Consider the following 24,797-nt stretch of genomic DNA (forward strand, 5'->3'; position numbering starts at 1 on the left):
CACCGAGATCCATCACCACGTGTCGCATGACGGCGACGGCGCGGGTGCATCCGGCGGCGCGGGCGGCCTGACGGTGTGGGCCGCGATCGGCCAGATCGTGATGCTCGACATCGTGTTCTCGATCGACAGCATCGTGACGGCGATCGGCATGACCGAGCACATTCCGATCATGTTCGTCGCGGTGATCGTCGCCGTGTCCGTGATGTTGTTCGCCGCGCAGCCGCTCGCACGCTTCATCGACCGCAACCCGACCGTCGTGATGCTCGCGCTGTCGTTCCTCGTCGTGATCGGCATGACGCTGATCGCGGAAGGCTTCGGGTCGCACGTGCCGAAGGGCTATATCTACGCGGCGATGGCGTTCTCGGCGTTCGTCGAGGGCATGAACATGCTGGCGCGGCGCGCGAAGGCGAAGCGCGCGGCGCGGGTCGAAGGTCACTGAGCAAGCGGGCGGGCCGAGCCCCGCCCTCGATTCGGAATTCCAACGAAAGGAGAAACGCGATGAAATGTCCGGTCTGCAAGACGCCCGACCTGCTGATGGCCGAGCGCCAGTCGATCGAGATCGACTACTGTCCGACGTGCCGCGGCGTGTGGCTCGACCGCGGCGAACTCGACAAGCTGATCGCGCGCGAAACCGGCGATGCACCGGCGCGCCGGGATGACCCGCCCGTACGGCACGATGCGCATCCGCGGCGCGGGCGCGACGATGGCTGGGGACGCGACGGCCGCACCCACGACGACCGTTACCGGCACGATGGCCAGCGTCGCAAGAAGTCGGTGTTCGACCTGTTCGATTTCGATTGAACGCGACGGCGCGCCCACGCCACGCCGCACTTCGAAAAAAACCCCGCCGGGCGTCATGCCTGGCGGGGCTTTCTCATGCACGTCGCGTGATGAACACGCGTCGGCGTTACGCGTTGCCGGCCGTCACGTCGATGCGGCGCGGGCGCGTTTCCTCGCGGCGCGGAATCGTCAACGTGAGCACGCCGTCGCGCAGGCTCGCATCGATCCGCGACGTGTCGAGATCGGGGCTCAGCACGAACGTGCGCACGAAGCGCGGCGCGCGCACTTCGGCATGACGCACGCGCAGGTCGGCCGGCGTGTCGATGCGCGTATCGGCTTCGATCGTCAGCGTGTTGTCGTGCACCTTCACGTCGAGGTTCTCGCGCGGCACGCCCGGCAGGTCGGCGCGCAGCGTGACGCGCTGCCTGTCTTCGACGATGTCGACGGCCGGCGTGATCGCGGGCCGGCGCGCGGCTTCGGCGGCTGCTGCGTGCGCGGCGCCGCTCTGGCGTTCGGTCAGGGTCTGGCTCGTATTCATGTCGTTATCCTGAAGGTTACTGGACGGTGATCGCACGCGGCTTCGATGCCTCGCGCCGGCCGACGCGAATCAGCAGGCAGCCGTTTTCATAGCGGGCGCTGACGTTGTCGGCGTCCGCGTTCTGCGGCAGCTCGACGACCCGGCGGAATGCACCGTGAAAGCGCTCCTGCGCATAGGTGCGCACGTCGTCGCCGGCGTCGTGCGGCACGGGCTTGCGCTCGCCGCTGATCGTCAGCAGGTCCTTGTCGATCGACACGTCGAAGTCGGCCGCGGCCATGCCGGGGGCGAACGCGACGATTTCGATCGCGTCGTCGGTCGCGCCGACGTTCAGCGCGGGGAACGCGCTCGGCCGCACCGCGCGGATGCCGGTCGGCAGCTCGCCGAACAGGCTCGCCATCTGCCGCTGCACGCGGGCGAATTCGTCGAACAGGTCCTGGCCGTAATGGATGCCGCTCATGAAGATCCTCCGGAACATGAAACGCGAAAGACGCGACGACGCGCCGCCGATGGCGAGTGCGATGCGCGGTTTTCCGCTGAGTCGAAACGGGGGCGGTGCGCGTGACGGGCACTGCCTGGTAACCGGTAATTAGAGGCCGTCGCAGCGGTTTTCAAGAGGGAAATTGCAACTTGCGTCAACGCGTCGTGACGTGAATCGATGCGACAATCGTCGCGCTATCCACAGACCACGGAGCAGGGACGGACATGGACATTCAACGCATCGCGATCGTCGGGGCCGGCGTGATCGGCGCGAGCTGGGCGGCTTTCTATCTGTCGAAGGGCTTCGACGTCGTCGCGACCGATCCCGCACCGCAGGCCGATGCACGGCTGCGCGACGCGCTCGCTGCATTCCTCGGCGAGCGGGCCGCTGGACTGTCCGCGCGGCTGTCGTTCGATGCGGATCTCGAGCGCGCGCTCGACGGCGTCGATTTCGTGCAGGAGAGCGGCCCCGAGCGGCTCGACCTGAAGCGTGCGCTGTACCGGCAGATGGACGACGTGCTGCCCGCGCGCGTGCCGATCGCGTCGAGCTCGTCGGGCCTGAAGATGTCCGAGATCCAGACCGCGTGCGACCAGCATCCGGAACGCTGCCTGATCGCGCATCCGTTCAACCCGCCGCACCTGATTCCGCTCGTCGAGCTGGTCGGCGGCGACGCGACCGACCCGGGCGTGATCGCGCGCATGAAGGATTTCTACGACGCGCTCGGCAAGCAGACGATCGTGCTCAACAAGGAAATGACCGGCCACGTCGCGAACCGGCTCGCGGCCGCGCTGTTTCGCGAGGTGTATCACCTCGTCGGCGAAGGCGTGGTGAGCGTCGCCGATGCGGACAAGGCGGTCGCGTGGGGCCCCGGTCTGCGCTGGGGGCTGATGGGGCAGTGCCTGACCTATCACCTCGGCGGCGGCGCCGGCGGGATCGCGCATTTTCTCGAACACCTGTCGGGGCCGATCACGACGTGGTGGGACGACCTCGGCACGCCGTCGTTCGATCCGGCCGTCGATCGCAAGCTGAACGACGAACTGCGCGCGATCCAGGGCGAGCGTTCGATGCAGGAACTGGCGGCCGAGCGCGACCGGCTGCTCGTCGAGCTGATCGACGCGCGGCGCCGCAGCTTCCTGCCCTGAGTGCGTTGCCGCGCCGGCTGCCGGCCGGGCCGTGAAGACTATTGCTGCACGGCCGTCTGCGGTGCCTGTTGCGGCGTCTGCGCGAGCCACGCGGGCTGCGCGGCCTGCACCAGTTCGCGATTGCGCGCGCGCGTCGCGGCATTCGGCGGATAGTTGCCGTCGTTGGTCGGCAGCTCGCCGTCGAGATAGGCCTGCTTCAACTGGGCGACGACTTCCGCGCGCGTCAGGCCCTGCTCGGGCGCCGTGGCATCGGTTTGCGCAAAGGCGGGGGACAGCAGTGCGGCCGCGGCGGTCGCGACGGCGAATCGCAAGACGTTCATGGTGTGCTCCGGTCAAGGGGACGGGACAGCGGACGCGCGGCACACTGCCGTGCGTTCCGATGGGTCCCATTGTCGCGAGCGGGTACTGCGCTGGCGCTGACGCGTTCCGGGCAAGGCTGCCAGTTGTGCGCGAACGCCGCAGCCGGGCGGCGTCGGCGTGACGGCGACGGCTGTCGCTACAGCTCGGCCGCCGCCGCGATCAGCGTCGCTTCGAGTGCGAGTGTCGAGCGCGATGCGGCCGCCGGCCGGTCGATCACGTATTCGAGTTCGCCGAGTTCGGGCAGCCCCGCGTCGAGCCGCGCGAGCCCGGCCGGAATCACGTAGCCGGCGAACGCGCTGACGCCGAGCCCCGCGCTCGCGGCCGCGCGCAGCACCGCGATGCTGCTGCTCACGACGGCGATCCGGTAAGGGCGGCCGACCGCCTCGAGCGACTCGAGCACGCGGCGGCGCGACACGCTCGGCTCCGGATGCATCGCGAGCGGCAGCACGGCTTCGTGGCCGGTGATCCGCGACTCGGGGCCGGTGCACCAGTACAGCGGTTCGCTGCGGATCACGCGCCCGCGCCGGCTGCCCGCGGTGCGCTTCGCGAACACGAGATCGTGCCGCCCTTCGTCGAGCGCATCGAACAGGTCGCCCGACAGCCCGGTCGAGATCGCGAGCTCGACTTCCGGATTGCGCTGCACGAAGCTCGCGAGCGCGGCCGTCAGGTGCGCGGACGCGAAATCCTCCGACATCGCGAGCCGTACCTTGCCCGACAGCGGCGGGCCGCACACCGACGTGACGGCCTCGTCCATCAGTTCGAGGATGCGCACCGCGTAGCGGAACAGCGCGTCGCCGTGCTGCGACAGGTGCACGTTGCGTGTGTCGCGCTCGAACAGCGGCCGGTCGAGCAGCTCCTCGAGGCGGCGGATGTGCTGGCTGACGGTCGACTGCGACAGGCTCACGCGCTCCGACGCGGCGGTGAAACTGCCGGACTGGGCGACGGCGACGAAGCTGCGCAGCAACTCGGGCGGTAAGGGACGCATTGCTAAATCCACTGAATCGGTTTCGACAACTTCATAAATGGCCGGATCGTGCAGCGCTAGTATCGGATCACGCCCCGGTGCGGCCCATGCAAGCGGGGCGCCCCGGACGCGTAGCCCGTGTCGCGCCGCCGGCTGCATCAGTCAGTCTAAGCCATCCGGCGTCCGGCCCGAAACCGCATCATCCCATCGACCCCCGAGAACGCGCTCGCACGACGAGCCGCCGGGCCGCGGCGCACCGCCGCAGGAGACAGACAGTCCGCACGGGATCGGCGTGCGGGCCCGGCTCCAGCAGGTGTCAGGCGCCCGTCACGAAGAGACTGGAGACGACTCATGATCATCTACGGAACCGCGCTGCTGGCGTTCTGCCATCTGGCCGGACTGTTTCTCGGCGACCTGCTGGGCGCCGCGATCGGCGTGAAGACCAACGTCGGCGGCGTCGGCATCGCGATGCTGCTGCTGATCTGCCTGCGCCTGTGGCTGCACCGGCGCGGCTGGCTGCCGAAGGAGACCGAGGCCGGCGTCGGGTTCTGGGGCGCGATGTACATCCCGGTCGTCGTCGCGATGGCCGCGAACCAGAACGTCGTCGCTGCGCTGAAGGGCGGGCCGGTCGCACTGCTTGCCGCCGTCGGCGCGGTCGCGATCTGCGCATGCTGCATCGCGGTGCTCGTGCGCACCGGGCGCGACGACACGGCCTTCGCGGGCGTGCCGCAATTCGAAGAACAGTAACGGAGGCCGCCATGCTGCAGATGCTCGAAAAAACCGTCGCCCATAACGGGCTCGTCGCGTCCTTCGCGCTGGTCGGCCTGATCATGTGGCTGTCGACGATCGCGTCGCGCAAGCTGACCTTCGGCCGCGTGCACGGCTCCGCGATCGCGATCGTGATCGGCCTCGTGCTTGCGTACGTCGGCGGCGCATTCACCGGTGGCGAGAAGGGGCTGGCCGACGTCAAGCTGTTCGCCGGTGTCGGCCTGATGGGCGGCGCGATGCTGCGCGATTTCGCGATCGTCGCGACCGCGTTCGAAGTGCAGCCGACCGAGGCGCGCAAGGCCGGCCTCGTCGGCGTCGTGTCGCTGCTGCTCGGCACCGTGCTGCCGTTCATCGTCGGCGCATGCATCGCGCGCGCGTTCGGCTACACCGATGCGGTCAGCATGACGACCATCGGCGCGGGCGCCGTCACCTACATCGTCGGGCCGGTCACGGGTGCGGCGATCGGCGCGAGCTCCGACGTGATCGCGCTCAGCATCGCGACGGGGCTCGTGAAGGCGATCATCGTGATGGTCGGCACGCCGGTCGCGGCCGACTTCATGGGCCTGAAGACACCGCGCTCCGCGATGATCTTCGGCGGCCTGGCCGGCACGGTCAGCGGCGTGAGCGCGGGCCTCGCCGCGACCGACCGCCGGCTCGTGCCGTACGGTGCGCTGGTCGCGACGTTCCATACCGGCGTCGGCTGCCTGCTCGGCCCGTCGGTGCTGTTCTTCGCGACGCGCGCGCTGGTCGGCGCATAGCCGCCGCGAGCGATCCGGGCGGCCCGCGCTCGGGCGGCCCGCGCGCACGGCCGGTGAGCGCGCGACCCGGCGGGCCGTATCCATCGCGGCGTCCTCTGAGTCGCATTCGTCAACATCATCAATCGGCGGCGGCGCCAGGCTTAGAATGCCGCTGAACCATCGAAGCGGGAGAATTGTTCATGACGGGATGGAATCACGCGCGGCAGGCGCGCGATGCACGCCTCGCGGCCGGTGCGGCGTACGCGCAGGGCAAGCGGGTCGATGCGCGCGACACCGTCGCGTTGCTCGAAGCGGTGCTGCGGCCCGGCGACCGCGTGTGCCTCGAAGGCGACAACCAGAAGCAGGCCGACCTGCTCGCGACGGCGCTCGCCGATGTCGACAGCGCGAAGATCCACGACCTGCACATGGTGCAGTCGGGCGTCGTGCTGCCCGAGCATCTCGACGTGTTCGAGCGCGGGATCGCGAAGCGTCTCGACTTCGCGTATTCGGGCCCGCAGTCGCAGCGGATCGCGAAGCTGCTGTTCGGCGGCAAGATCGCGCTCGGCGCGGTGCACACCTATCTCGAGCTGTTCGCGCGCTACTTCATCGACCTCACCCCGCAGGTCGCGCTGATCGCGGCGGTCAGCGCGGACGCCGACGGCAACCTGTATACCGGCCCGAACACGGAAGACACGCCGACCGTCGTCGAGGCCACCGCGTTCAAGGACGGGATCGTGATCGCGCAGGTCGACCGCATCGTCGACAAGGTGCCGCGCGTCGACATTCCGGGCGACCGCGTGCATTTCGTCGTCGAGGCCGGCCGGCCGTTCTACGTCGAGCCGCTGTTCACGCGCGACCCGGCCGCGATCACCGAAACGCAGATCCTGACCGCGATGCTCGCGATCAAGGGCATCTACGAACCGTACGGGATCAAGCGCCTGAACCACGGGATCGGCTTCAACACCGCCGCGATCGAGTTGCTGCTGCCGACCTACGGCGCGAAGCTCGGGCTGAAGGGCAAGGTCTGCACGCACTGGGCGCTCAATCCGCACCCGACGCTGATTCCCGCGATCGAATCGGGCTGGGTCGAGCAGATCCATTGCTTCGGCTCCGAAGTCGGGATGGACGACTACATTCGCGCGCGCTCCGACGTGTGGTTCACGGGCCCCGACGGGTCGCTGCGCTCGAATCGCGCGTTCTGCCAGACCGCCGGCCTCTATGCGTGCGACATGTTCATCGGCTCGACGCTGCAGATCGACCTGTCCGGCCATTCGTCGACGGTCACGGCCGAGCGGATCGCCGGTTTCGGCGGCGCGCCGAACATGGGCAGCGACGCGCGCGGCCGCCGTCACCCGAGCGAGCCGTGGCTGAAGGCCGGCGCGGAAGCCGACCCCGACACACCGGCGGCGCTCAGGCGCGGCCGCAAGCTGGTCGTGCAGATCGGCGAGACGTTCGGCGACAAGAACGTGCCGATGTTCGTCGAGAAGCTCGACGCGCTGAAGCTCGCCGACAAGCTGCAGCTCGATCTCGCGCCGATCATGGTCTACGGCGACGACGTCACGCACATCGTCACCGAGGAAGGGATCGCGAACCTGCTGATGTGCCGCGACAAGGACGAACGCGAGCACGCGATCCGCGGCGTGGCCGGCTACACGGAAGTCGGCCGCGGCCGTGACCGCGGGATGGTCGAGCGGCTGCGCGCGCGCGGCGTGATCCGCCGCCCGGAGGATCTCGGCATCGATCCGCTCGACGCCGACCGCCGCTGGCTGGCCGCGCGCTCGATCAAGGATCTCGTGCACTGGTCGGGCGGCCTGTATGCGCCGCCGGCCCGGTTCCGCAACTGGTGAGGAAGAGGGCATGGAACAGTTGAACTATCGCTTCACCGCGCGCGACCGCGCGCAGGGCGAACTGGCCACGGCGCTCGTCGGCGTGGTCGCGTCCGGCAATCTCGAGGTGCTCGTCGAGCGCGTGCTGCCGGGCAATGAATGCGAGATCGACATCCGCACCGCGGCGGTCGGCTTCGGCGCGGTGTGGCAGGCCGTCGTGTCGGACTTCGTCGAACGGCGCGCGCCGGGCGGCCTGAAGCTGTCGATCAACGACGGCGGCGCGCGGCCCGACATGGTGTCGTTGCGGCTCGCGCAGGCCGTGCGCGCGATCGAGGGGGACGCATGACGAACGAAGTGATCCACGACGCGCCCGCGTTCATCGCGAACGGCTCGAGCTGGTACGAAGCGTCGGCGCGCCAGCGCGTCGACGGGCTGCTCGACGCGGGCAGCTTCACGGAGTTTCTCGGGCCGGGCGAACGCGTGACGAGCCCGCACCTGCCGCTGTTCGACCTGCCGCAGCAGTTCGACGACGGGATGGTGGTCGGCCACGGCCGGCTCGACGGCAAGCCGGTATTCGTCGCCGCGCAGGAAGGCCGCTTCATGGGCGGCGCGTTCGGCGAAGTGCACGGCGCGAAGCTCACGGGGCTGCTGCGTGCGGCGCGCGAACTCGGCACGCCGGTGCTGATCCTGTTCGATACGGGCGGCGTGCGGCTGCAGGAAGCGAACGCGGGCGAACTCGCGATCGCCGAGATCATGCGTGCGCTCGTCGAGGCGCGCGCGGCCGGCGTGCCGGTGATCGGGCTGATCGGCGGGCGCGCGGGCTGCTACGGCGGCGGCGGCCTGCTTGCCGCATGTTGCTCGGCGCTCGCGGTGTCCGAGCAGGGTCGCATCAGCGTGTCGGGGCCCGAGGTGATCGAGACCAATCGCGGCGTCGAGGAATTCGATGCGAAGGACCGTGCGCTGATCTGGCGCACGATGGGCGGCAAGCATCGCCGGCTCATCGGCGGTGCCGATCGCTACGTGGCCGATACGCCCGACGCGTTTCGCGCAGCCGCGCTCGAGCTGATCGCCCGTGCGCCGAAGTTCGATGCGGCGATGCTGCGCGCGGAGCAGGCGCGCCTCGAGGCGCGCGTCGAACGGTTCGGCGCATGCAGGGATGCGCTCGACGTGTGGCGTGCGCTCGGCGCGGATACGCCGGAAGCGATCCCCGGCATGCCCGACGAAGCATTCGTGAAGCTCGCCGACCAGCTACAGGAGCACAAATGAAACGACCCCCACGCGCACTTCGTTCGCTGTCGACCGGAGTTGGCGCTTCAGCGCTTGCTCCGGTCCCATGCACGGCGCCCCCGACGGGGCGCCTGCCTTCGTTGAGGTGGCCCGACGGGAGGCAGCATGACGCTCGATGAAGTTCTGAACTCGCTGTTCCCGAAAGGCCATTCGATCACGCGAACCGGTAGTCTGCTGTCGGGCCACGCTGATCTGACCGGCACGCGCGTCGACGTGATCGGCGTCGCCGACCGTCTGCCGCTCGGCATCGACGAAGCGGTGACGCTCGCGTCGCACGTGCTCGACACGATCGAGCGCGGCGGCGACACGCCGATTCTCGTGCTGGTCGACAGCGACAGCCAGCGGATGAGCAAGCGCGACGAACTGCTCGGCCTGAACGAAGGGCTGTCGCATCTGGCGAAGTGCCTGATGCACGCGGAGCTCGCCGGGCACCGGACGATCGGCCTGCTGTATGGCCATACGGCCGCGGGTGCGTTCATCGCGACCGCGCTCGCGACGCGCACGCTGCTCGCGGTGCCGGGCGCGGAGCCGGAGGTGATGGACCTGCCGTCGATGTCGCGCGTGACGAAGCTGCCGATCGACGTGCTGAAGGAGATGGCGCGTTCGACGCCAGTGTTCGCGCCGGGGCTCGACAACCTCGTGACGATGGGCGCCGTCGACGCGGTGCTCGATCCGGCCCGCGCGCTCGACGCGCAGGTCGGCGAATGGCTCGGCAAGCCGGCCGATCGCAGCGACGGTCGTGCGGCGCGCGGCCGGCCGGTCGCGGCCGACGTCGCGCGGCGCGTCGAGGCACTCGCGCGTGCCGCACGCTGACACGCCGCTGCGCCGCCACACGCTCGTCACGCTGACGGCGGCCGGGTGGGGCGCGGCATGCGCGCGCGATCCCGCGCTGGCGGCCGATCCGCTCGTGCAGGCGTGGGCCGCGCACGGCTGGCCGCTGATCGTGCGCCGCGCATCGCCCGACGAGGCCGATGCGGGGCGCGTGCCGCTCGGCTTGCCGCTGCCGCCTTCCGCGGGCAAGCGGCGCATTGCACTGAACGTCGGCGCCGACGCGGTGAAATCGGTCGGCCCGTTGCCCACGCTCGCCGACGTGCTCGCTGCCGCACCCGACGCATGGCACGCGATGCTGCGCGAGCTCGATGCGCTCGGCGCGCGCTGCGGCGTGCAGGGCCGCGTGTTCGGCAGCCTTGCATGGCAGGCGCTGACCGGCGAGTGCTACCTGAGCACATCCTCCGATCTCGACATCGTGTTTCCGCTGCCGGACGCGGCATCGCTCGCCGCGCTGCTCGACGGCCTGGCGGCACTCGACGCGCGCGCGCCGATGCGCATCGACGGCGAACTGCTGCGCGACGACGGCGCGGGCGCGAACTGGCGCGAATTGCATGCGCGGCTGCCTGAAGTCGCGGTCAAGACGGCGATCGCCGTCGAATTGATGTCCGCGGACGTATTCACCGGAGTCACGCGATGAGTGCCCGGGCCGCCTGCCGCGCGACGGCGCCGTCCGACGCCGAGCGCATCGCCGAACTCGCCGAGCGCAGCCTCGTGCTCGAAATCGACACGTATCCGAAGCCGGGCCTCGTCAGTCACGTCGACACGGGCAGCCATGCGGACATGGACGCCACGACGTTCGCGCGCAGCGCGGCCGTGCTGCGGCCGTACTTCGCGGAGCTGGCCGATGCCGGCGCGCGTGACGCGGACATGGCCGTGCTGCGCAAGATCGGGCTGCGCGCGGAACACGCGATGCTCGCGGCGACGAGCGGCGTCAACACGCATCGCGGCGCGATCTTCGGGCTCGGGCTGCTGTGCGCGGCCGCCGGCCGCCGCACGGTACCCGGCACGGCGGCACGCACGATGACGCTCGGCGCATTCGTCGCGCAGCGCTGGGGCACCGAGATCCTTGGCGGTCCGCGGCTGCCCGACAGTCACGGCGAGCGCGCGAGCCGCCGCTACGGCGTCGGCGGCGCGCGCCGCGAGGCGGCCGACGGGTTCGCGACCGTGTACCGCGTCGGGCTGCCGGCACTGCGTCGCGCGCGGCGCTGCGCGCCCGACGATCCGGAGGCCGCGCGCGTCGATGCATGCTTTGCGTTGATCGCCGCCCTCGACGATACGAATCTGCTGCACCGGGGCGGGCAGGCCGGCCTCGATTTCGCGCGGGCCACGGCACGCGCATTCGTCGCCCGCGGCGGCATCCGCGCCCGCGACTGGCGATTGCGCGCGGCCGCAGCACACGTTGCGTTCGTCGCCCGTCGGCTGAGCCCGGGCGGCGCGGCCGACCTGCTGGCGATGAGCGTGTTCGTCGATGCGCTCGAGGCGGACGTAGCGGACGAAGCGGACGAGGAGGGGCGATGACGCTGGCGATCCTGTGTTCGGGGCAAGGCGCACAGCGTGCGGACATGTTCGAGCTGACCGGGGCGGTGCCGCAGGCCGATGCGCTGTTCGCGCACGCCGGCCGGCTCCTCGGCGACGATCCGCGTGACCGGGTGCGGCACGCCGCACCGGACGCGCTGCGCGAGAACCGCGCCGCGCAGATCCTCTGCACGGTGCAGGCGCTCGCGGCGACCGCGTTGCTCGACGCGGTGTGGCCGCGGCGTCGTTGTGTCGCGGGGTACAGCGTCGGCGAAGTCGCGTCGTGGAGCGTCGCGGGGATGATCGATCCGCACGACGCGCTGGATCTGGCCGATGCACGCGCGCGCGCCATGGATGCCGCGAGCGGTGGCGATGAACGGATGGTGTTCGTGCGCGGGCTGACGCGTGCGCGGCTCGCGCAACTGTGCGACGGCCGCGATGCGGCGATCGCGATCGCCAATCCCGGCGACGCATTCGTCGTGGCCGGGCGGCAGGCCGACGTCGCCGCGGTGGCCGACGACGCGGCACGCGACGGTGCGCTGCGCGTGGCAGCCGTGTGCGTGCGGATCGCGTCGCACACGCGCCGGCTCGCGTCGGCGGTGCCCGCGTTTCGCGCGGCGCTGGCCGCCGTGAACGTGCGCCGGCCGCTGTCCGGCACGCGACTGTTTTCGGGGATCGACGGCGCGGCGGTGCTCGACGTTGACGCGGGGCTCGACAAGCTCGCGCGCCAGATCGCGGAGCCGGTCGAGTGGGCGGCCTGCCTGGCCGCGTGCGTCGAGGCCGGCGCGACCGCGTTTCTCGAACTCGGCCCGGGCCGCGCACTGGCCGAGATGGCGGGCGGCGCGTATCCGGCGCTGCCGGCGCGCAGCGTCGCGGATTTCCGTTCCGTCGACGGCATCGCGAGCTGGCTCGCGCGCGTCGCGGGCGGCTGACCGGCGGCACGCAAGCGGCCGGGTCACGCGTCGGCACGGCTTCACATCCGGTTCGAAACCCGCCTCCCGGCCGGCCGGTCCGCGCCGGGTGTTGCGCCGGCGCAGCAGCGCAGCAGCAGGCGCTTGTCACGCGAATTGGCATCGCTACAATGGCGCCCGCCATGAGACCAGCCGCCTTCCTCGTCGCCGCGCTTTGCTGCGCGGCGACCGCCCACGCCAGCCCGATTCCGTCCGACGCCGCCTCGGTCGGCACGTACTTTTCGTATGACAATGCGGCGGCCGACGCGACCGTCGACCTGATCGGGCAGGCGCGGCGCCGCGTGCTGCTGGCCGGCTACGCGTATGTGCCGCCCGCGGTCGCGGCGGCGCTGCGCGAGACGCGCTCGCGCGGAATCGAAGTGCGGGTGGTGCTGGTGCGTTCGTCGCGTGCGGGCAAGTACAGCGGCGCGGGCTATCTGAAATCGGCCGGCATCGACGTCGCGATCGATTCGCGGCACGGCGATCCCGCGCCGCGTTTCGTGATCGTCGACGACAGCGTCGCGCTGACGACGCTGTCCGACGACGCGGCCGCGCACGCGGAAACGGTCAACGTGTTCCACCGCGCGCCGGAACTCGCTCAGTCGTACGCGCAGTCGTTCTGGCGGCTGTACCGGCAGGCCGCGGCGGATTCTGACCGCTGAACGGCGGGCCGCCCGGGCGATCTCCTTCCATCCTTTTCCCGGACGCGATCCGCCAGCCGCGCACGCCGGTTTGACCCCGCTTGCATCGGCGCGCCCGATGAACCATGCTCGTTGGACAGGCGCCGGCGCGGGTGTCGCGCATCCGGCGCAACGGCAGGGAGCCGATCGTGACCGAGTGTTTTGCCGATCGCACCGACGCAGGCCGCCAGCTTGCGCAGGCGCTGCACCACTATGCGGGGCGTCGCGACGTCGTCGTGCTCGCGCTGCCGCGCGGCGGCGTGCCGGTCGCATTCCCGGTCGCGCAGGCGCTGCGCGCGCCGCTCGACGTGCTGGTCGTGCGCAAGCTCGGCATGCCGTCCGATCCCGAATTCGCGATCGGCGCGATCGCGACCGGCGGGGCGATCCACCTGCAGCACTCGGCGATCCGCGCGATGGGCGTGTCCGATACCCAACTGGCCGACGTGATCGCGCGCGAGACCGCCGAACTGCATCGCCGCGACATGCTGTATCGCGGCGCACGGCCGCCGCTGCCGGTCGACGGCCGCATCGCGATCGTCGTCGACGACGGCGTGGCGACCGGTGCGTCGATGCGCGTCGCGCTGCAGGCGCTGCGGGAGCGTCATCCCGCGCGCATCGTGGCCGCTGCCCCCGTCGCGCCGGCCGGAGCGGAGCATGCGTTTGACGACCTGGCCGACGCGTTCGTCACGGTGTTGCAGCCGCTGCGGTTCTTCGGGATCAGCCAGTTCTACGCGCGTTTCGATCAGACCACGGACGACGAGGTGCGTGCGCTGCTCGATGCGGCCCGCGCGCCGGACGACGACATCACGTCCGCCTGATCCGGCGCCGGCGCGCTCCCGGGCGAGCGGCTTCGGCCTGTGCGAGCAGGCGCTGCAGCGCCGGATGGACGACACCGTGCCAGCGCGCACCCGTGAACAGCCCATAGTGATCGCAATCGTCGACATCGAGACGCTGACGCTCGCCGGCCGCGAGGCCGCGGCACATGTCGAGTGCCGCGTGCGTCTGGCCGGCGCCGGTGACGGCGTCGCGCGCGCCTTCGACCGTCATCAGCGCGACGCCGCCCAGCGCGGCCGGCTCGACGCGCTGGCCGCCGACCTCCCACGTGCCGTTCGCGAGGCACATCCGCTGGAACACGATATCGACGGTATCCAGGAAGTATTCGGCCGGCATGTCGAGCAGCGCCGTGTATTCGCGCAGCGCGCGCCGCGCATCCGCCAGCACCGTCAGGTCGAACTGCGACGCGGCGCGCGCGTAGTCCTCGATCAGCGTCAGGAAGCGCTGCGGATACAGCAGCGCGATCTCGCCTTGCTGAAGATAGGTCGGGAACACGTGGCGGCCCTGGCCGGGGAAGCAGGGCGGCACGATGTCGATCAGGTGGCGGCGGCACCACGTGAGCGAACGGGACGCGGCGGTGGTGCCGAGCGTGGTCGGGTTGACGCGCGCGTCGAGCGGCCCGCCGATCAGCGTGACGCTCGCGGGCGGCGCAAGGCCGCGCGCGGCGCGCAGCGCGAGGGCGCCGAGCGCGGGAACGGTTGCCTGGCACACGGCGACGACGTGCAGCGGCCGCTCGTCGCGGGCGAGCGCGTCGACGAAGCCGTCGAGCGTCGCCACGTACTCGTCGAGCCCGAAGCGGCCTGCCGCGAGCGGGACGTCGCGTGCATTGACCCAGTCGGTCACGCACACGTCGCCGTCGGCGAGCAGCGCCTCGACGGTCTCCCGCATCATCACCGCCGCATGCCCCGCGAGCGGCGCGCACAGCAGCACCAGGCGCCGCGCACCGTCGCGCGCGAAGCGCCGCAGCTGGCAGAACGGCGTGCGCGCGACGATCCGCTCGTCGACGGCCGGCCGCCGGATCTCGAAGCGCGGCGGCCCGGCGGCCGGCCCGAGCAGCGGCTCGAACAGGTCGTCGTAGCACGACGACGCGGCGTTCGGCAGCGTCGTGACAGGCCATACGTCGAACGCGTGGCGTGTCGCCTCGCGCCAGGCGCGCATCCATTCCCGCTGCTGCTCGACGACGGCATACCACATGGCGAACCTTGGGGCGGAAGGGGCGTGAATCTTCATTATGGTCACTCTGGCCGTGCAGCGGGTGTCGGATACGTGACCAGGTGTCGTACATCAAGCACGCGCGGCGCTAGGCGACGACGCACGGCGCTGCTACAGTCGTCGGTCCCATCCCCTCAAGCGGAGCGTTTGCGATGAAGCTGATCGGCATGCTGGATTCCCCGTTCGTGCGCCGTGCCGCCATTTCGGCGAAGCTGCTCGACCTGCCGTTCGAACACGAGTCGATCTCGGTGTTCCGTGAGTTCGACCGGTTCCGGACCTTCAACCCGGTCGTGAAGGCGCCGACGCTCGTGACCGACGATGGGGCGACGCTGATCGATTCGTCGCTGATCGTCGACTACCTCGATCATCTCGTCGCGCCGGAGCGGCGTCTGCTGCCCGACGCCGCCGATGCGCGGTTGCGCGCGCTCGTGCCGGTCGGTTTCGCGCTGGCGGCGGCCGAGAAGACGGTGCAGGTCGTGTACGAGCAGGCGCTGCGGCCGGCCGACAAGCAGCACGCGCCGTGGCTCGAGCGCGTGCTGAGCCAGCTCGAGGCGGCGTATGGCGAACTCGAGCCGCTCGTCGCGGCCGCGAACGGCTGGCTCGGCGGCGCGCGCCTGCTGCAATCCGACGTGACCGTCGCCGTCGCGTGGCGCTTCACGCAGTTCATGGCCGCCGATTACCCGGCGCTTGCACGGATCGATCCGGCCCGTTATCCGGCGCTCGCCGCGCACTCGGCGCGCGCGGAAGCGCTGCCGGCGTTTGTCGAGACACCGCTCGACTGAAGCCGGCGCCGGCTGTTTCGGCAGGCCGGGGCGGCGCGGCGCGACCGGTCAGGCGTCGGCGGAGGCGGGGCCGGCATCCCGCGCGCATCGGTCCGGCCGGCGGTAATCGGACGCCCGGCCGGCCGTTTTCGTCCGGCGCGGCTTCCGACAACCCCCTCGTGTCGATCCGTTCGCGTTCCCGCGCCGCCGCTCGCCACCCGCTCGGGCCCGCCCGGCAAGGCGTGGCCGATTGTTCACCGCCGGCAACAAGTGACTTCGCATTCGAGCCGTTTATCCGGATGCGGCCGATCCCTAGAATCCACTCCATCGAATATGCATTGCCTGATGGAGCCGATGATGAGAGCGCTGATCGAGTCGAGCCTGTACCACCCGTCCGTCGTGTTGCCGCTTGCCGCGCTGACGCAGCTGATGGTCGAGCGCGATTTCAATCTCGGCCAGGTCGGCCTGATCGTCGCCGCGCGCGGTGCGCAGGCTGCCGTGGCGCGGTCGCGCGCGCTGATCTTCTGCCGCCACTGCGAAGCGCACGCATGAGCGCGCGTCCGCTGCACGGATGAAAAAAAGCCCGGCCGGCGCACAAGCCGGTCGGGCGGATCGGATTCGATCGAGCCCCGGCTTCGGCCGGGGCTTTTTCATGGGCGACGCTCAGGCGCGCGCGGTCGACGCGACGCTGTAGATCTCCGTGTGCTCTTCCTCACGCAGCTGGCGCACCAGCTGGTGTGCCTCGCGACGCGTCGCGACGGCCGGCGGCGAACCCTTGAGCGGCTGGCGCGCGGTTTCGGCGAGTGCGACGACCGACACGATGCCGATCACGGCGGCGCCCATCATGTAGTACGCGGGCATCATCAGGTTGTGGGTCACGTCGACGAGCCACGCGGTGACGAGCGGCGTCGTGCCGCCGAACAACGACACCGACACGTTGAAGCCGATCGCGAGCGCGCCGTAGCGGATCTCGGTCGGGAACAGCGCGGGCAGCGCCGACGGCATCACGCCGGTGAAGCACGACAGCAGCACGCCGAGGATCAGGAGGCCGCTGAACACCGACACGGTGGTGCCCGCATGGATCAGCATCATCGACGGGATCGACAGCGCGAGCAGGCCGACGCAGCCGGCCAGCATCACGGGCTTGCGGCCGATCTTGTCCGACAGGCGGCCGGCGGCGAGCGTCAGCGGCATCATCAGCACCATCACGATCAGCACCAGCACGAGGCTGTGCGACTCGTCGAAGTGCAGCGTCGACGACATGAAGCTCGGCAGATACGACAGCACCATGTAGTCGGTCACGTTGAAGATCAGCACAAGGCCGACGCAGAGCAGCAGCGCGCGCCAGTTGCGCATCAGCGTTTCGCGGAAGCGCGCCTTCGGCACGGCCTTGTCCTGCGCTTCGCGCTCTTCGGCCTGGCGCTTGAACGCCGGCGTTTCCTCGAGCCGCATCCGGATGTACAGGCCGATCAGGCCGAGCGGGCCGGCGATCAGGAACGGCACGCGCCACCCCCACGACAGCAGCGCCTCCTGCGACAGCGACGCGGTGAGCAGCGCGACGACGCCGGCGCCCATCACATAGCCGATCAGCGTGCCGAACTCGAGGAAGCTGCCCATGAAGCCGCGGCGCTTGTCGGTCGAGAATTCGGCGATGAAGGTGGCGGCGCCGCCGTATTCGCCGCCGGTCGAGAAGCCCTGCACGAGGCGGGCGACGAGCAGCAGAACGGGCGCCATGATGCCGATGGACGCATAGCTGGGGATCAGGCCGATCGCGAAGGTGCCGATGGCCATCATGATCATGGTGGCGGCGAGCACGCGCTGGCGGCCGATGCGGTCGCCGAGCGGGCCGAACACCATGCCGCCGAGCGGGCGCACGAGGAACGCGGCGGCGAAGGTGCCGAAGGTCGCGAGCAGCTGCGCGGACGGGCTGCTGGACGGGAAGAACACCTTGCCGAGCGTGACGGCGATGTAGCTGTAGACGCCGAAGTCGAACCATTCCATCGCGTTGCCGATGGCCATCGCGCTGACGGCGCGCTTGAGCAGGCTCTGGTCGACGACGGTAATGTCTTCCGCGGCGAGCGGGGCCTCGCCGGACGACGTGGAGGAAGAAGCAGCGGTCGGGCTGACGTGTGTTGCGGTCAAGGTCATGCACTCCTTTGACTGCGCCGGAACGGGCGGGCCGTCCGACACGGTTTGCCGGCGAGCGCGATGTCGTGTGCGATGCGTCGGGGCAGGCCATTAAGCGCTTACTGCACATGAGGCGGCAAGGGGCCATAAGGGACTGCTTCGACGCGGGCCCGATGGGCCGTCGCGACGGTGCGCTCATGAAGAAGGGGCCGCGTGATGCGAGCGGCAGATGCCGGTGCGGACGGGGTCCGGCGTTCCGGCAAGCGCCCCGGAGGGGCAACGAAACGAGAAAAGCGGGCCTGTCGGGCGGGCTTTCCTGTGGATGCAATTTCGGTCGAAGCACCGGTCCGCAATGCGCGGACGGGAATCTTTCGAAATCGAATAGACAGAGATTGAATGTTGAAACAGGCGACATGATAGCACGATGGCAGACGATCGTGCAAATTACCCGGAATCCCCCGTCTGGCGGCGGTTCCGGCGGGGCCGGCTCCGGTATGATCGGCGGCGCGCGGCGGGGTCGCGCGGCCCGCCGGGCGGGGACCGAATCTGCGAGGAACCGGATGACCGAATTGATCAGGATTGCGGCGCTGTTCGCCGTCACTGCACTGGCCGAGATCGTCGGCTGCTACCTGCCGTGGCTCGTGCTGAAGGGTGGGCGGCCCGGGTGGCTGCTGGTGCCGGCCGCGCTGTCGCTCGCGTTGTTCGCGTGGCTGCTGACGCTGCACCCGAGCGCGGCGGGGCGCACGTATGCGGCATACGGCGGCGTGTATATCGCGGTCGCGCTGATCTGGCTGCGGGTGGTCGACGGCATCGCGCTGACCCGCTGGGATGGAGTGGGCGCGGCGCTCGCGCTGGGCGGGATGGCCGTCATCGCGCTGCAGCCGCGCGTGTAAGCGCGGCCGCAGGCGTGGCGTGTGACATGCCGCGTCAGGCGGCTTCGGCGGTGTCCGCGTCGGCGGACTTGCGCCACACGCAGGTGCCCTTGACCGACTTGTCGAGTTCGTCGAGCTGGGTCTGGTGGGCGGCGAGTTCGTCGTCGCTCGCCGCGAGCACCGGCAGGTCGAGCGACGCGAGCGACACGCGCTGGCCGTTCGCCGCGCCGCCGTCGGCGCCTGCGTCGTCGAGCATGTCGATCACGAGGCTGTCCTGGCCGCGCGTCATCGCGAGATAGACCTCGGCGAGCAGCTCCGAGTCGAGCAGTGCGCCGTGCAGCGTACGGTGCGCGTTGCTGATGCCGAACCGGTCGCACAGTGCGTCGAGCGAGTTGCGCTTGCCGGGGAACATCTGCTTGGCCTGCACGAGCGTGTCGATCACGCCGCCGCAATGCTCGGTGAACGGCGGCAGGTCGAGCCGCGCGAATTCGGCGTCGAGGAACCCGAGGTCGAACGGCGCGTTGTGGATGATCAGCTCGGCGTCCTTCACGAAGTCGCGGATCTGGTCGACGACTTCAGCGAACTTCGGCTTGTCGCTCAGGAATTCGGTCGTGAGGCCGTGCACGGCCAGTGCGCCCGGATCGCTGTCGCGCTCGGGGTTCACGTAGATGTGCAGGTTGTTGCCGGTGAGCCGCCGGTTCAGCAGCTCGACGCAGCCGATTTCGATCAGGCGGTCGCCCGTGCGGGGGTTCAGGCCGGTGGTTTCGGTATCGAGAATGATCTGGCGCATGTCGGATAAATCGGGAAAGACAGGTGGGCGGGGCGGCCGGCGTTCAGGCCGCGAGCGATTCGACGCCGCGATTCGCGAGCGCGTCCGCGCGTTCGTTTTCGGGGTGGCCCGCGTGGCCCTTCACCCAGCGCCACTCGACCTCGTGCTGCGCGACGAGCGCGTCGAGCCGCTTCCACAGGTCGGCGTTCTTCACCGGGGTTTTCGATGCGGTGATCCAGCCTTTCTTCTTCCAGCCGTGGATCCACTCGCTGATGCCTTTCTGCACGTATTGCGAGTCGGTATGGACGATCACGCGGCACGGCCGCTTCAGCGCCTCGAGCGCGGCGATCACGCCCATCAGTTCCATGCGGTTGTTGGTCGTGTTGGGCTCGCCGCCGAACAGCTCCTTTTCGCGGTCGCCGTAGCGCAGCAGTGCGCCCCAGCCGCCAGGGCCGGGGTTGCCCTTGCAGGCGCCGTCGGTATAGATGTCGATGGTGTCGGTGGTCATGAGTGTTCTTGATGGGTGGTCGGGGTGGCTGCCGGCGTCAGGCCCGGCGCGAGCACGGGCTTCTTCATCTTGATCGGGCCGACGAGGCGCATGCCGCGCACGCGCTTGACGGCCGTGACCATGTAGACGGCGCCGAAGATCGGCCACCAGCGGTCGCCGGCGGCTTCCATGAAGCCGTAGCGGGCAAGCCATTTGTCGGTGACGAGCGGCGGCCGGTAGCAGCCGAAGCGGCCGCGCTCGAGATCGAAGCCGAGCAGCTTGATCCAGTCCTTGAGCCGGATGAACGCGATCTGGTCGCGCGCGGCCGGCACGAACGGGCGGTTCGCCATGCGCCCGAACGATTGCCGCATCCCCCACAGGCTCAGCGAATTGAAGCCGGTGATCACGAGCTGGCCTTCCGGCATCAGCACGCGTTCGGCCTCGCGCAGCAGGCGGTGAGGGTCGGACGTGAATTCGAGCGTGTGCGGCATCACGATCAGGTCGACGCTTTGCGACTCGAACGGCAGGTCGAGCAGGTCGCACCAGGTCGTGCTCCGATCGGCCGGCGCATGTTCGGGCGCGTGTGCCTCGCGCGCCCACGGATACTGGTAGGGCGCGCTCGCGCCGCTCGCCGGATCGAGCACGAGGCCGCGATACGGCATGCGGTTCTCGCGCAGCGCGTCGAGCTGCGGCAGGCCGAGCTGCAGCGCGTGAAACCCGAATACGTCGGACACGATCCGGTCGAGCTGCGCCTGCTCCCAGTCCAGCACGTAGCGGCCGGGCGGCGAGTCGGTCCAGGCGGGCCAGTCTATAATTTGTGGATCGGACATAACGATGATTGCGCGCCCATGAACGAGCTGGAATACGTGCCGGTGCCGGCATTCGAAGACAACTATATCTGGCTCGTCTCGGACGGCCGCGATGCGATCGCCGTCGATCCGGGTGAAGCCGCGCCGGTACGCCGTGTTCTTGCCGAACGCGGCTGGCGGTTGACCGCTATTTTACTCACGCACCATCACGCCGACCACGTCGGCGGTGTCGCGGCGCTGCGCGATGGCCAACCGGACGATGTGCCGCTCGTTGTTTACGGCCCGGCGGCCGAGGCGATCGGCGTGGTCACGCGGCCGCTCGCAGGCGGCGATCGCGTGACGCTCGACGCACCGGCGCTCACGTTCGACGTGCTCGACGTGCCGGGTCATACGCGCGGCCACATCGCCTATTTCCAGGCAGCCGGGCGGGGCGCCGCCACGCCTCACGTGTTCTGCGGCGACACGCTGTTCTCGTGCGGCTGCGGTCGCCTGTTCGAAGGCACGCCCGCGCAGATGCTCGCGTCGCTCGACGCGCTCGCGGCGCTGCCCGGCGACACCCACGTGCATTGCGCACATGAATACACGCTGTCGAACATCCGCTTCGCGCTCGCGTGCGAACCGGGCAATGCGGCGCTCGCCGCCTGGCGCGACGACGCGCAGGCGCTGCGCGCGCGCGGCGTGCCGACGCTGCCCACCACGATCGCGCACGAACGTGCCGTCAACCCGTTCATGCGGGCCGACAGCGCGGCCATTCATGCGACGCTCGAGGCGGAGCTGCACGAAACGGTGCCGGATCGTCTGGCGGCATTCACGCTGATGCGCGAGTGGAAAAACCGGTTCCGATGACGATTTTCGGAGGACTCCAAACCTCAGGTGGCATCTGTAAAAATTGCTCCAAACGTAGGATTTCACTGAGTTTTCGGTGTTTTTATTGACGTGAAGCACGCACTTCCGTAGTATCGCCAGCAATTTCCAGCCGTCGGAAGCCGAGATTTTCATGCGACTTATATTGAGTGCGATGGTGGTCCTGCTGCTCGCCGCTTGTGCGAGCCAGGCGCCTGTCGCCAACAACGCCGCCGATTCGCAGGCGACGTCCAACTACCTCCGTAAATCAGCCACCGCCAAAGAAACTGTCGACGTCGACAAGCAATCCGTCGGCGACCTGACCAGTGCAGACTCCGATCTATGGGGTCGCATTCGTCGCGGCTTCCAGATGCCCGACCTGCAGAGCGACCTCGTCGACATGCAGACGACCTGGTACACGCAACGTCCCGATTACGTGCAGCGCATGACCGAGCGCTCGCAGAAGTACCTGTATCACATCGTCGAGGAACTCGAGGCGCGCCACATGCCCACCGAGCTCGCGCTGCTGCCGTTCATCGAATCCGCGTACAACCCGCAGGCGCTGTCGGTCGCGAAGGCGGCCGGCATGTGGCAGTTCATGCCGGGCACGGGCCGCACGTACAACCTGAAGCGCAACATGTGGCAGGACGAGCGCCGCGACGTGCTCGCGTCGACGAGCGCCGCGCTCGACTACCTGTCGCGCCTGCATGACATGTTCGGCGACTGGTATCTGGCGCTGGCCGCGTACAACTGGGGCGAGGGCAACGTGCAGCGCGCGATCGCGCGCAACCAGGCGGCCGGCCTGCCGACCGACTACCAGAGCCTGCGGATGCCGAACGAGACGCGCAACTATGTGCCGAAGCTGCAGGCGGTGAAGAACATCATCGCGAGCCCGCAGCAGTATGGCCTGACGCTGCCGGATATCCCGAACCACCCGTATTTCGTGACGGTCACGACGGCGCGCGACATCGACGTGGCGGTGGCCGCGAAGCTCGCGAACCTGCCGCTCGACGAGTTCCGCTCGCTGAACCCGTCGTTCTCGAAGCCGGTGATCCTCGGCGCGACCGAGCCGCAGATCCTGCTGCCGTTCGACAACGCGGCGGCGTTCGAGAAGAACCTGAAGGCCTACAACGGCCAGTTGTCGACGTGGACCACCTATACGGTCAGCGAGCGCGCGCGTCCGGCCGCGATCGCCGAGAAGATCGGCGTGGACGCCGATACGCTGATGTCGGTCAACAAGATTCCGGCCGGCATGCGCCTGAAGCCGGGCTCGACGATCGTCGTGCCGCGCGGCGATGACGACGACGAGGACATCAGCGCAGACGTCGCGGAAAACGGCGTGCTCGCGATGGAGCCCGACGTCCCCGACACGCGCAAGATGCTGATCCGCGTGCGTCGCAAGCAGTCGATGGCGGCGATCGCCGGCCGCTACGGCGTGTCGGTCGCGCAGTTGAAGGCATGGAACCGCACGCATCGCGATCTCGCGATGCCGGGCCAGGCGCTCGTGCTGCACGTGCCGGTCGGCCGCGCGGTGCCGGCCGAGCCGGGTCCGGAGCGGATCGCGACGTCGACCGCCGGCGCGCATATCGAGCGCGCGAGCCTGTCGGTCGGCGGCAAGTCGCGCGGCGCGAAGCACGGTGCCGCGAAGCCGGCGGCCCGCACGGCGAAGGCTGCGCCTGCGAAGGCGGAACCGAAGGCCGCTGCGCACAAGGGCAAGAAGAAGTAACGCAGTCGCGATCGCAGCGCGTTGGCCGGGCAGGGCCGCGCGATTGCGTTATCATCCGACGAAACGCGTAGCAACGCCGTCACCGAGGTGACGGCGTTTTCGTTTGTGCGCGGCAGCGGGGTCGCGGCTTCGCGGGGCCCGGGATCACAAGGAGAGGCGATGTCGTCGGTGCAGGTGAGGGTGCTCGCGCTGTTCGCGGTCGGATATTTCGTGTCGTATGTGTTCCGCGGCGTCAATCTCGGCTTCGCGTCGTTCGTCACGCGCGAACTCGGGCTGTCGGCCGCCGATCTCGGGCTGCTCACCAGCCTCTATTTCCTCGGCTTCGCCGGCGCGCAGATTCCCGCCGGCGTGCTGCTCGACCATTTCGGCCCGCGCCGCGTGACGGCCGGGATGCTGCTGTTCGCTGCGGCCGGCGCCGCCGTGTTCGGCATCGCGCACGACCTCGGCACGATGATGGTCGGCCGGCTCCTGATCGGCGTCGGCGTATCGGTGTGTCTCGGTGCGGCGTTCAAGGCGCTCGCCCAGCATTTTCCGGTCGGCCGGCTGCCGCTCGTCAACGGTCTCGTGATGGCCGTCGGCGGCCTGGGCGGCGTCGCGGTCGGCTCGCCGCTCACCTGGCTGCTCGGCGTGACGAGCTGGCGCGTGATCTGCGGCGGCCTCGCGGGTCTGACGATCGTCGTCGCGACCGCGATCGGCTTCGGTGCGCCGGAAGCCGAGCGGCCGCGCCACCAGGGCGGGCTCGTCAGCCAGTTCAAGGGCACGTGGCACATCCTGGGCAGCCGCGCGTTCTGGAAGATCTCGTCGTTCTCGATCGTCACGCAGGGCGTGTTCTACGCGATGCAGTCGCTATGGGTCGGCCCGTACCTGCGCGACGTCGAGGGGTTCGACGCGCAGCACGCCGCGCGGCTCGTGTCGGTGCTCGGCTTCGCGATGATGGCCGGCTGCGTCGGCTTCGGTGCGGCGGCACGCGTGCTCGAGCGGCGCGGCGTGTCCGTCCAGGCATTTTGCGGCGTCGGCATGACGCTGTTCGTCGCCACGCAGGCCGCGATCGTCGCGCGCGTGCCGCTGCCGCCGGCCGTGTTGTGGGCGGCCTACGGGATGTTTGGCGGCGTCGGGATCCTGACCTATGCGGTACTGGCCGGTCACTTCCCGGCACACTTGATCGGGCGCGCGAACACGACGCTGACGCTCGTGATCTTCGTGCTGATCTTTGCGTTCCAGATCGGCATCGGTGCGGTGCTGGCGCGCTGGCCGGCCGTCGGCGGTCATTATCCGGCCGCCGCGCACATGACCGCGTGGAGCGTGCTGCTCGCGCTGCAGCTCGCGAGCGCGGTCTGGTCCGTGTGGCCCGCGCGCAGCGCTGGCAAGCACGTTGATCCAGCGGTACGCTGACGGGTAGGGCGGCCGCGGAAACGGGGCCGCAGCCACGAGTGCCGCGTGTGATGCCGCGGCATCACACGTGCCGCATGCGCGATCGTGCGGCCATATCGATTGAAGATAA

General features: G+C 69.7%; 29 protein-coding genes. 20 read left to right on the forward strand and 9 right to left on the reverse strand.

The genetic code is table 11. The features are described 5' to 3' along the window. Nucleotides 1-439: TerC family protein (locus DIE06_RS33920; protein WP_409364532.1), on the forward strand; the 439-nt coding region annotated here is incomplete at its 5' end. Nucleotides 440-498: 59 nt separating this feature from the next. Continuing rightward, a complete protein-coding gene (locus DIE06_RS33925) occupies nucleotides 499-801 on the forward strand; it encodes a zf-TFIIB domain-containing protein (RefSeq protein WP_124665152.1) in 303 nt (100 codons plus the stop codon). A gap of 106 nt (nucleotides 802-907) precedes the next feature. On the opposite strand, the gene DIE06_RS33930 is transcribed toward DIE06_RS33925, so the two are convergent. Both DIE06_RS33930 and DIE06_RS33935 read right to left on the reverse strand, forming a co-directional pair. Continuing rightward, on the reverse strand, nucleotides 908-1,318 hold the full coding sequence (locus DIE06_RS33930; protein ID WP_124665153.1) for an Hsp20/alpha crystallin family protein: 411 nt from the start codon (nucleotides 1,316-1,318) through the stop codon (nucleotides 908-910). A 16-nt stretch (nucleotides 1,319-1,334) separates the two neighbouring features. Next, the gene (locus tag DIE06_RS33935; RefSeq protein WP_124665154.1) at nucleotides 1,335-1,775 is read right to left on the reverse strand and encodes an Hsp20/alpha crystallin family protein; all 441 of its coding nucleotides are present in this window, start codon (nucleotides 1,773-1,775) and stop codon (nucleotides 1,335-1,337) included. Nucleotides 1,776-2,020: 245 nt separating this feature from the next. Here DIE06_RS33935 and DIE06_RS33940 point away from each other — a divergent pair, with 245 nt between their 5' ends. Then, a complete protein-coding gene (locus DIE06_RS33940) occupies nucleotides 2,021-2,938 on the forward strand; it encodes a 3-hydroxyacyl-CoA dehydrogenase NAD-binding domain-containing protein (protein WP_124665155.1) in 918 nt (305 codons plus the stop codon). Between the two features lie 38 nt (nucleotides 2,939-2,976). Here the strand turns inward: DIE06_RS33940 and DIE06_RS33945 are convergent, their stop codons facing one another. Both DIE06_RS33945 and DIE06_RS33950 read right to left on the reverse strand, forming a co-directional pair. Next, entirely contained in the window at nucleotides 2,977-3,258 is a 282-nt protein-coding gene (locus DIE06_RS33945; protein WP_124665156.1) for a DUF4148 domain-containing protein, read from the reverse strand. Between the two features lie 176 nt (nucleotides 3,259-3,434). Further along, a complete protein-coding gene (locus DIE06_RS33950) occupies nucleotides 3,435-4,283 on the reverse strand; it encodes a LysR substrate-binding domain-containing protein (RefSeq protein ID WP_124665157.1) in 849 nt (282 codons plus the stop codon). Between the two features lie 330 nt (nucleotides 4,284-4,613). Between DIE06_RS33950 and madL the strand changes: the two genes are divergently transcribed. The 11 genes from madL (at nucleotide 4,614) to DIE06_RS34005 (ending at nucleotide 13,674) form a co-directional block, all read left to right on the forward strand. Next, nucleotides 4,614-5,009, forward strand: a complete 396-nt coding sequence (madL, locus tag DIE06_RS33955) for a malonate transporter subunit MadL (RefSeq protein WP_040127076.1) — start codon at nucleotides 4,614-4,616, stop codon at nucleotides 5,007-5,009. 11 nt (nucleotides 5,010-5,020) lie between these two features. Further along, nucleotides 5,021-5,788, forward strand: coding sequence for a malonate transporter subunit MadM (madM, locus tag DIE06_RS33960; RefSeq protein WP_124665158.1), 768 nt, complete (start codon nucleotides 5,021-5,023; stop codon nucleotides 5,786-5,788). Nucleotides 5,789-5,967: 179 nt separating this feature from the next. Then, complete coding sequence (mdcA, locus tag DIE06_RS33965; protein ID WP_124665159.1) at nucleotides 5,968-7,614, forward strand: malonate decarboxylase subunit alpha; 1,647 nt, start codon at nucleotides 5,968-5,970, stop codon at nucleotides 7,612-7,614. A 10-nt stretch (nucleotides 7,615-7,624) separates the two neighbouring features. Continuing rightward, the gene (mdcC, locus tag DIE06_RS33970) at nucleotides 7,625-7,939 is read left to right on the forward strand and encodes a malonate decarboxylase acyl carrier protein (protein ID WP_124665160.1); all 315 of its coding nucleotides are present in this window, start codon (nucleotides 7,625-7,627) and stop codon (nucleotides 7,937-7,939) included. Beyond that, complete coding sequence (locus tag DIE06_RS33975; RefSeq protein ID WP_124665161.1) at nucleotides 7,936-8,859, forward strand: biotin-independent malonate decarboxylase subunit beta; 924 nt, start codon at nucleotides 7,936-7,938, stop codon at nucleotides 8,857-8,859. Before mdcC ends, DIE06_RS33975 begins: the two co-directional genes overlap by 4 nt. Before the next feature lie 126 nt (nucleotides 8,860-8,985). Next, nucleotides 8,986-9,693, forward strand: coding sequence for a biotin-independent malonate decarboxylase subunit gamma (mdcE, locus tag DIE06_RS33980; protein ID WP_124665162.1), 708 nt, complete (start codon nucleotides 8,986-8,988; stop codon nucleotides 9,691-9,693). After that, on the forward strand, nucleotides 9,680-10,348 hold the full coding sequence (gene mdcG / locus DIE06_RS33985; RefSeq protein WP_124665163.1) for a malonate decarboxylase holo-[acyl-carrier-protein] synthase: 669 nt from the start codon (nucleotides 9,680-9,682) through the stop codon (nucleotides 10,346-10,348). The genes mdcE and mdcG overlap by 14 nt, the downstream gene beginning before the upstream one ends. After that, nucleotides 10,345-11,229 (forward strand): triphosphoribosyl-dephospho-CoA synthase MdcB, encoded by an 885-nt coding sequence (gene mdcB / locus DIE06_RS33990; RefSeq protein ID WP_124665164.1) that lies wholly within the window; start codon nucleotides 10,345-10,347, stop codon nucleotides 11,227-11,229. Before mdcG ends, mdcB begins: the two co-directional genes overlap by 4 nt. Next, the gene (locus DIE06_RS33995; RefSeq protein ID WP_124665165.1) at nucleotides 11,226-12,158 is read left to right on the forward strand and encodes an acyltransferase domain-containing protein; all 933 of its coding nucleotides are present in this window, start codon (nucleotides 11,226-11,228) and stop codon (nucleotides 12,156-12,158) included. The genes mdcB and DIE06_RS33995 overlap by 4 nt, the downstream gene beginning before the upstream one ends. A 149-nt stretch (nucleotides 12,159-12,307) precedes the next feature. Further along, nucleotides 12,308-12,838, forward strand: coding sequence for a phospholipase D-like domain-containing protein (locus tag DIE06_RS34000; protein ID WP_124665166.1), 531 nt, complete (start codon nucleotides 12,308-12,310; stop codon nucleotides 12,836-12,838). Nucleotides 12,839-13,005: 167 nt separating this feature from the next. Further along, a complete protein-coding gene (locus DIE06_RS34005; protein WP_260433863.1) occupies nucleotides 13,006-13,674 on the forward strand; it encodes a phosphoribosyltransferase in 669 nt (222 codons plus the stop codon). Here DIE06_RS34005 and phaZ read toward each other — a convergent pair. Then, nucleotides 13,661-14,884 carry a polyhydroxyalkanoate depolymerase gene (phaZ, locus tag DIE06_RS34010; protein WP_124665168.1) on the reverse strand — a complete coding sequence of 408 codons (1,224 nt, stop codon included), beginning with the start codon at nucleotides 14,882-14,884 and terminating at the stop codon, nucleotides 13,661-13,663. The genes DIE06_RS34005 and phaZ overlap by 14 nt on opposite strands. 170 nt (nucleotides 14,885-15,054) lie before the next feature. On the opposite strand from phaZ, the gene DIE06_RS34015 reads away from it, so the two are divergent. Then, the gene (locus tag DIE06_RS34015) at nucleotides 15,055-15,684 is read left to right on the forward strand and encodes a glutathione S-transferase family protein (protein ID WP_124665169.1); all 630 of its coding nucleotides are present in this window, start codon (nucleotides 15,055-15,057) and stop codon (nucleotides 15,682-15,684) included. A gap of 333 nt (nucleotides 15,685-16,017) precedes the next feature. Continuing rightward, complete coding sequence (locus tag DIE06_RS34020; RefSeq protein WP_124665170.1) at nucleotides 16,018-16,215, forward strand: hypothetical protein; 198 nt, start codon at nucleotides 16,018-16,020, stop codon at nucleotides 16,213-16,215. Nucleotides 16,216-16,326: 111 nt separating this feature from the next. On the opposite strand, the gene proP is transcribed toward DIE06_RS34020, so the two are convergent. Continuing rightward, nucleotides 16,327-17,811: a glycine betaine/L-proline transporter ProP gene (gene proP / locus DIE06_RS34025; RefSeq protein WP_124665171.1), complete on the reverse strand. Its 1,485-nt coding sequence runs from the start codon at nucleotides 17,809-17,811 to the stop codon at nucleotides 16,327-16,329. 539 nt (nucleotides 17,812-18,350) lie between these two features. Here proP and DIE06_RS34035 point away from each other — a divergent pair. Further along, nucleotides 18,351-18,683, forward strand: a complete 333-nt coding sequence (locus DIE06_RS34035) for a YnfA family protein (protein WP_124665172.1) — start codon at nucleotides 18,351-18,353, stop codon at nucleotides 18,681-18,683. A gap of 34 nt (nucleotides 18,684-18,717) precedes the next feature. Here the strand turns inward: DIE06_RS34035 and dnaQ are convergent, their stop codons facing one another. From dnaQ to DIE06_RS34050, 3 genes are read right to left on the reverse strand one after another with little or no spacing between them, the layout of a single operon-like run. Beyond that, nucleotides 18,718-19,452, reverse strand: a complete 735-nt coding sequence (gene dnaQ / locus DIE06_RS34040; RefSeq protein WP_124615892.1) for a DNA polymerase III subunit epsilon — start codon at nucleotides 19,450-19,452, stop codon at nucleotides 18,718-18,720. A gap of 43 nt (nucleotides 19,453-19,495) precedes the next feature. After that, nucleotides 19,496-19,939, reverse strand: coding sequence for a ribonuclease HI (gene rnhA / locus DIE06_RS34045; protein WP_124601428.1), 444 nt, complete (start codon nucleotides 19,937-19,939; stop codon nucleotides 19,496-19,498). Beyond that, on the reverse strand, nucleotides 19,936-20,748 hold the full coding sequence (locus DIE06_RS34050; protein WP_124665173.1) for a class I SAM-dependent methyltransferase: 813 nt from the start codon (nucleotides 20,746-20,748) through the stop codon (nucleotides 19,936-19,938). The genes rnhA and DIE06_RS34050 overlap by 4 nt, the downstream gene beginning before the upstream one ends. 18 nt (nucleotides 20,749-20,766) lie before the next feature. Here DIE06_RS34050 and gloB point away from each other — a divergent pair, with 18 nt between their 5' ends. The 3 genes from gloB (at nucleotide 20,767) to DIE06_RS34065 (ending at nucleotide 24,688) form a co-directional block, all read left to right on the forward strand. Beyond that, nucleotides 20,767-21,573: a hydroxyacylglutathione hydrolase gene (gloB, locus tag DIE06_RS34055; protein WP_124665174.1), complete on the forward strand. Its 807-nt coding sequence runs from the start codon at nucleotides 20,767-20,769 to the stop codon at nucleotides 21,571-21,573. A 151-nt stretch (nucleotides 21,574-21,724) separates the two neighbouring features. Continuing rightward, on the forward strand, nucleotides 21,725-23,296 hold the full coding sequence (locus tag DIE06_RS34060; RefSeq protein WP_124665175.1) for a transglycosylase SLT domain-containing protein: 1,572 nt from the start codon (nucleotides 21,725-21,727) through the stop codon (nucleotides 23,294-23,296). A 159-nt stretch (nucleotides 23,297-23,455) separates the two neighbouring features. Beyond that, on the forward strand, nucleotides 23,456-24,688 hold the full coding sequence (locus tag DIE06_RS34065) for a nitrate/nitrite transporter (RefSeq protein WP_124665176.1): 1,233 nt from the start codon (nucleotides 23,456-23,458) through the stop codon (nucleotides 24,686-24,688). Nucleotides 24,689-24,797: the final 109 nt, after the last annotated feature.

Origin of the sequence: Burkholderia sp. Bp8998 (assembly GCF_003854235.1) — a bacterium.
GTDB lineage: Bacteria > Pseudomonadota > Gammaproteobacteria > Burkholderiales > Burkholderiaceae > Burkholderia.

What these genes read in the sequence shown, in the direction of transcription:
- DIE06_RS33925 (WP_124665152.1), top strand. Translation starts at nt 499, where the DNA reads ATGAAATGTCCGGTCTGCAAGACGCCCGACCTGCTGATGGCCGAGCGC.
- DIE06_RS33930 (WP_124665153.1), bottom strand. Translation starts at nt 1,318, where the DNA reads ATGAATACGAGCCAGACCCTGACCGAACGCCAGAGCGGCGCCGCGCAC.
- DIE06_RS33935 (WP_124665154.1), bottom strand. Translation starts at nt 1,775, where the DNA reads ATGAGCGGCATCCATTACGGCCAGGACCTGTTCGACGAATTCGCCCGC.
- DIE06_RS33940 (WP_124665155.1), top strand. Translation starts at nt 2,021, where the DNA reads ATGGACATTCAACGCATCGCGATCGTCGGGGCCGGCGTGATCGGCGCG.
- DIE06_RS33945 (WP_124665156.1), bottom strand. Translation starts at nt 3,258, where the DNA reads ATGAACGTCTTGCGATTCGCCGTCGCGACCGCCGCGGCCGCACTGCTG.
- DIE06_RS33950 (WP_124665157.1), bottom strand. Translation starts at nt 4,283, where the DNA reads ATGCGTCCCTTACCGCCCGAGTTGCTGCGCAGCTTCGTCGCCGTCGCC.
- madL (WP_040127076.1), top strand. Translation starts at nt 4,614, where the DNA reads ATGATCATCTACGGAACCGCGCTGCTGGCGTTCTGCCATCTGGCCGGA.
- madM (WP_124665158.1), top strand. Translation starts at nt 5,021, where the DNA reads ATGCTGCAGATGCTCGAAAAAACCGTCGCCCATAACGGGCTCGTCGCG.
- mdcA (WP_124665159.1), top strand. Translation starts at nt 5,968, where the DNA reads ATGACGGGATGGAATCACGCGCGGCAGGCGCGCGATGCACGCCTCGCG.
- mdcC (WP_124665160.1), top strand. Translation starts at nt 7,625, where the DNA reads ATGGAACAGTTGAACTATCGCTTCACCGCGCGCGACCGCGCGCAGGGC.
- DIE06_RS33975 (WP_124665161.1), top strand. Translation starts at nt 7,936, where the DNA reads ATGACGAACGAAGTGATCCACGACGCGCCCGCGTTCATCGCGAACGGC.
- mdcE (WP_124665162.1), top strand. Translation starts at nt 8,986, where the DNA reads ATGACGCTCGATGAAGTTCTGAACTCGCTGTTCCCGAAAGGCCATTCG.
- mdcB (WP_124665164.1), top strand. Translation starts at nt 10,345, where the DNA reads ATGAGTGCCCGGGCCGCCTGCCGCGCGACGGCGCCGTCCGACGCCGAG.
- DIE06_RS33995 (WP_124665165.1), top strand. Translation starts at nt 11,226, where the DNA reads ATGACGCTGGCGATCCTGTGTTCGGGGCAAGGCGCACAGCGTGCGGAC.
- DIE06_RS34000 (WP_124665166.1), top strand. Translation starts at nt 12,308, where the DNA reads ATGGCGCCCGCCATGAGACCAGCCGCCTTCCTCGTCGCCGCGCTTTGC.
- phaZ (WP_124665168.1), bottom strand. Translation starts at nt 14,884, where the DNA reads ATGTGGTATGCCGTCGTCGAGCAGCAGCGGGAATGGATGCGCGCCTGG.
- DIE06_RS34015 (WP_124665169.1), top strand. Translation starts at nt 15,055, where the DNA reads ATGAAGCTGATCGGCATGCTGGATTCCCCGTTCGTGCGCCGTGCCGCC.
- DIE06_RS34020 (WP_124665170.1), top strand. Translation starts at nt 16,018, where the DNA reads ATGATGAGAGCGCTGATCGAGTCGAGCCTGTACCACCCGTCCGTCGTG.
- proP (WP_124665171.1), bottom strand. Translation starts at nt 17,811, where the DNA reads ATGACCTTGACCGCAACACACGTCAGCCCGACCGCTGCTTCTTCCTCC.
- DIE06_RS34035 (WP_124665172.1), top strand. Translation starts at nt 18,351, where the DNA reads ATGACCGAATTGATCAGGATTGCGGCGCTGTTCGCCGTCACTGCACTG.
- dnaQ (WP_124615892.1), bottom strand. Translation starts at nt 19,452, where the DNA reads ATGCGCCAGATCATTCTCGATACCGAAACCACCGGCCTGAACCCCCGC.
- rnhA (WP_124601428.1), bottom strand. Translation starts at nt 19,939, where the DNA reads ATGACCACCGACACCATCGACATCTATACCGACGGCGCCTGCAAGGGC.
- DIE06_RS34050 (WP_124665173.1), bottom strand. Translation starts at nt 20,748, where the DNA reads ATGTCCGATCCACAAATTATAGACTGGCCCGCCTGGACCGACTCGCCG.
- gloB (WP_124665174.1), top strand. Translation starts at nt 20,767, where the DNA reads ATGAACGAGCTGGAATACGTGCCGGTGCCGGCATTCGAAGACAACTAT.
- DIE06_RS34060 (WP_124665175.1), top strand. Translation starts at nt 21,725, where the DNA reads ATGCGACTTATATTGAGTGCGATGGTGGTCCTGCTGCTCGCCGCTTGT.
- DIE06_RS34065 (WP_124665176.1), top strand. Translation starts at nt 23,456, where the DNA reads ATGTCGTCGGTGCAGGTGAGGGTGCTCGCGCTGTTCGCGGTCGGATAT.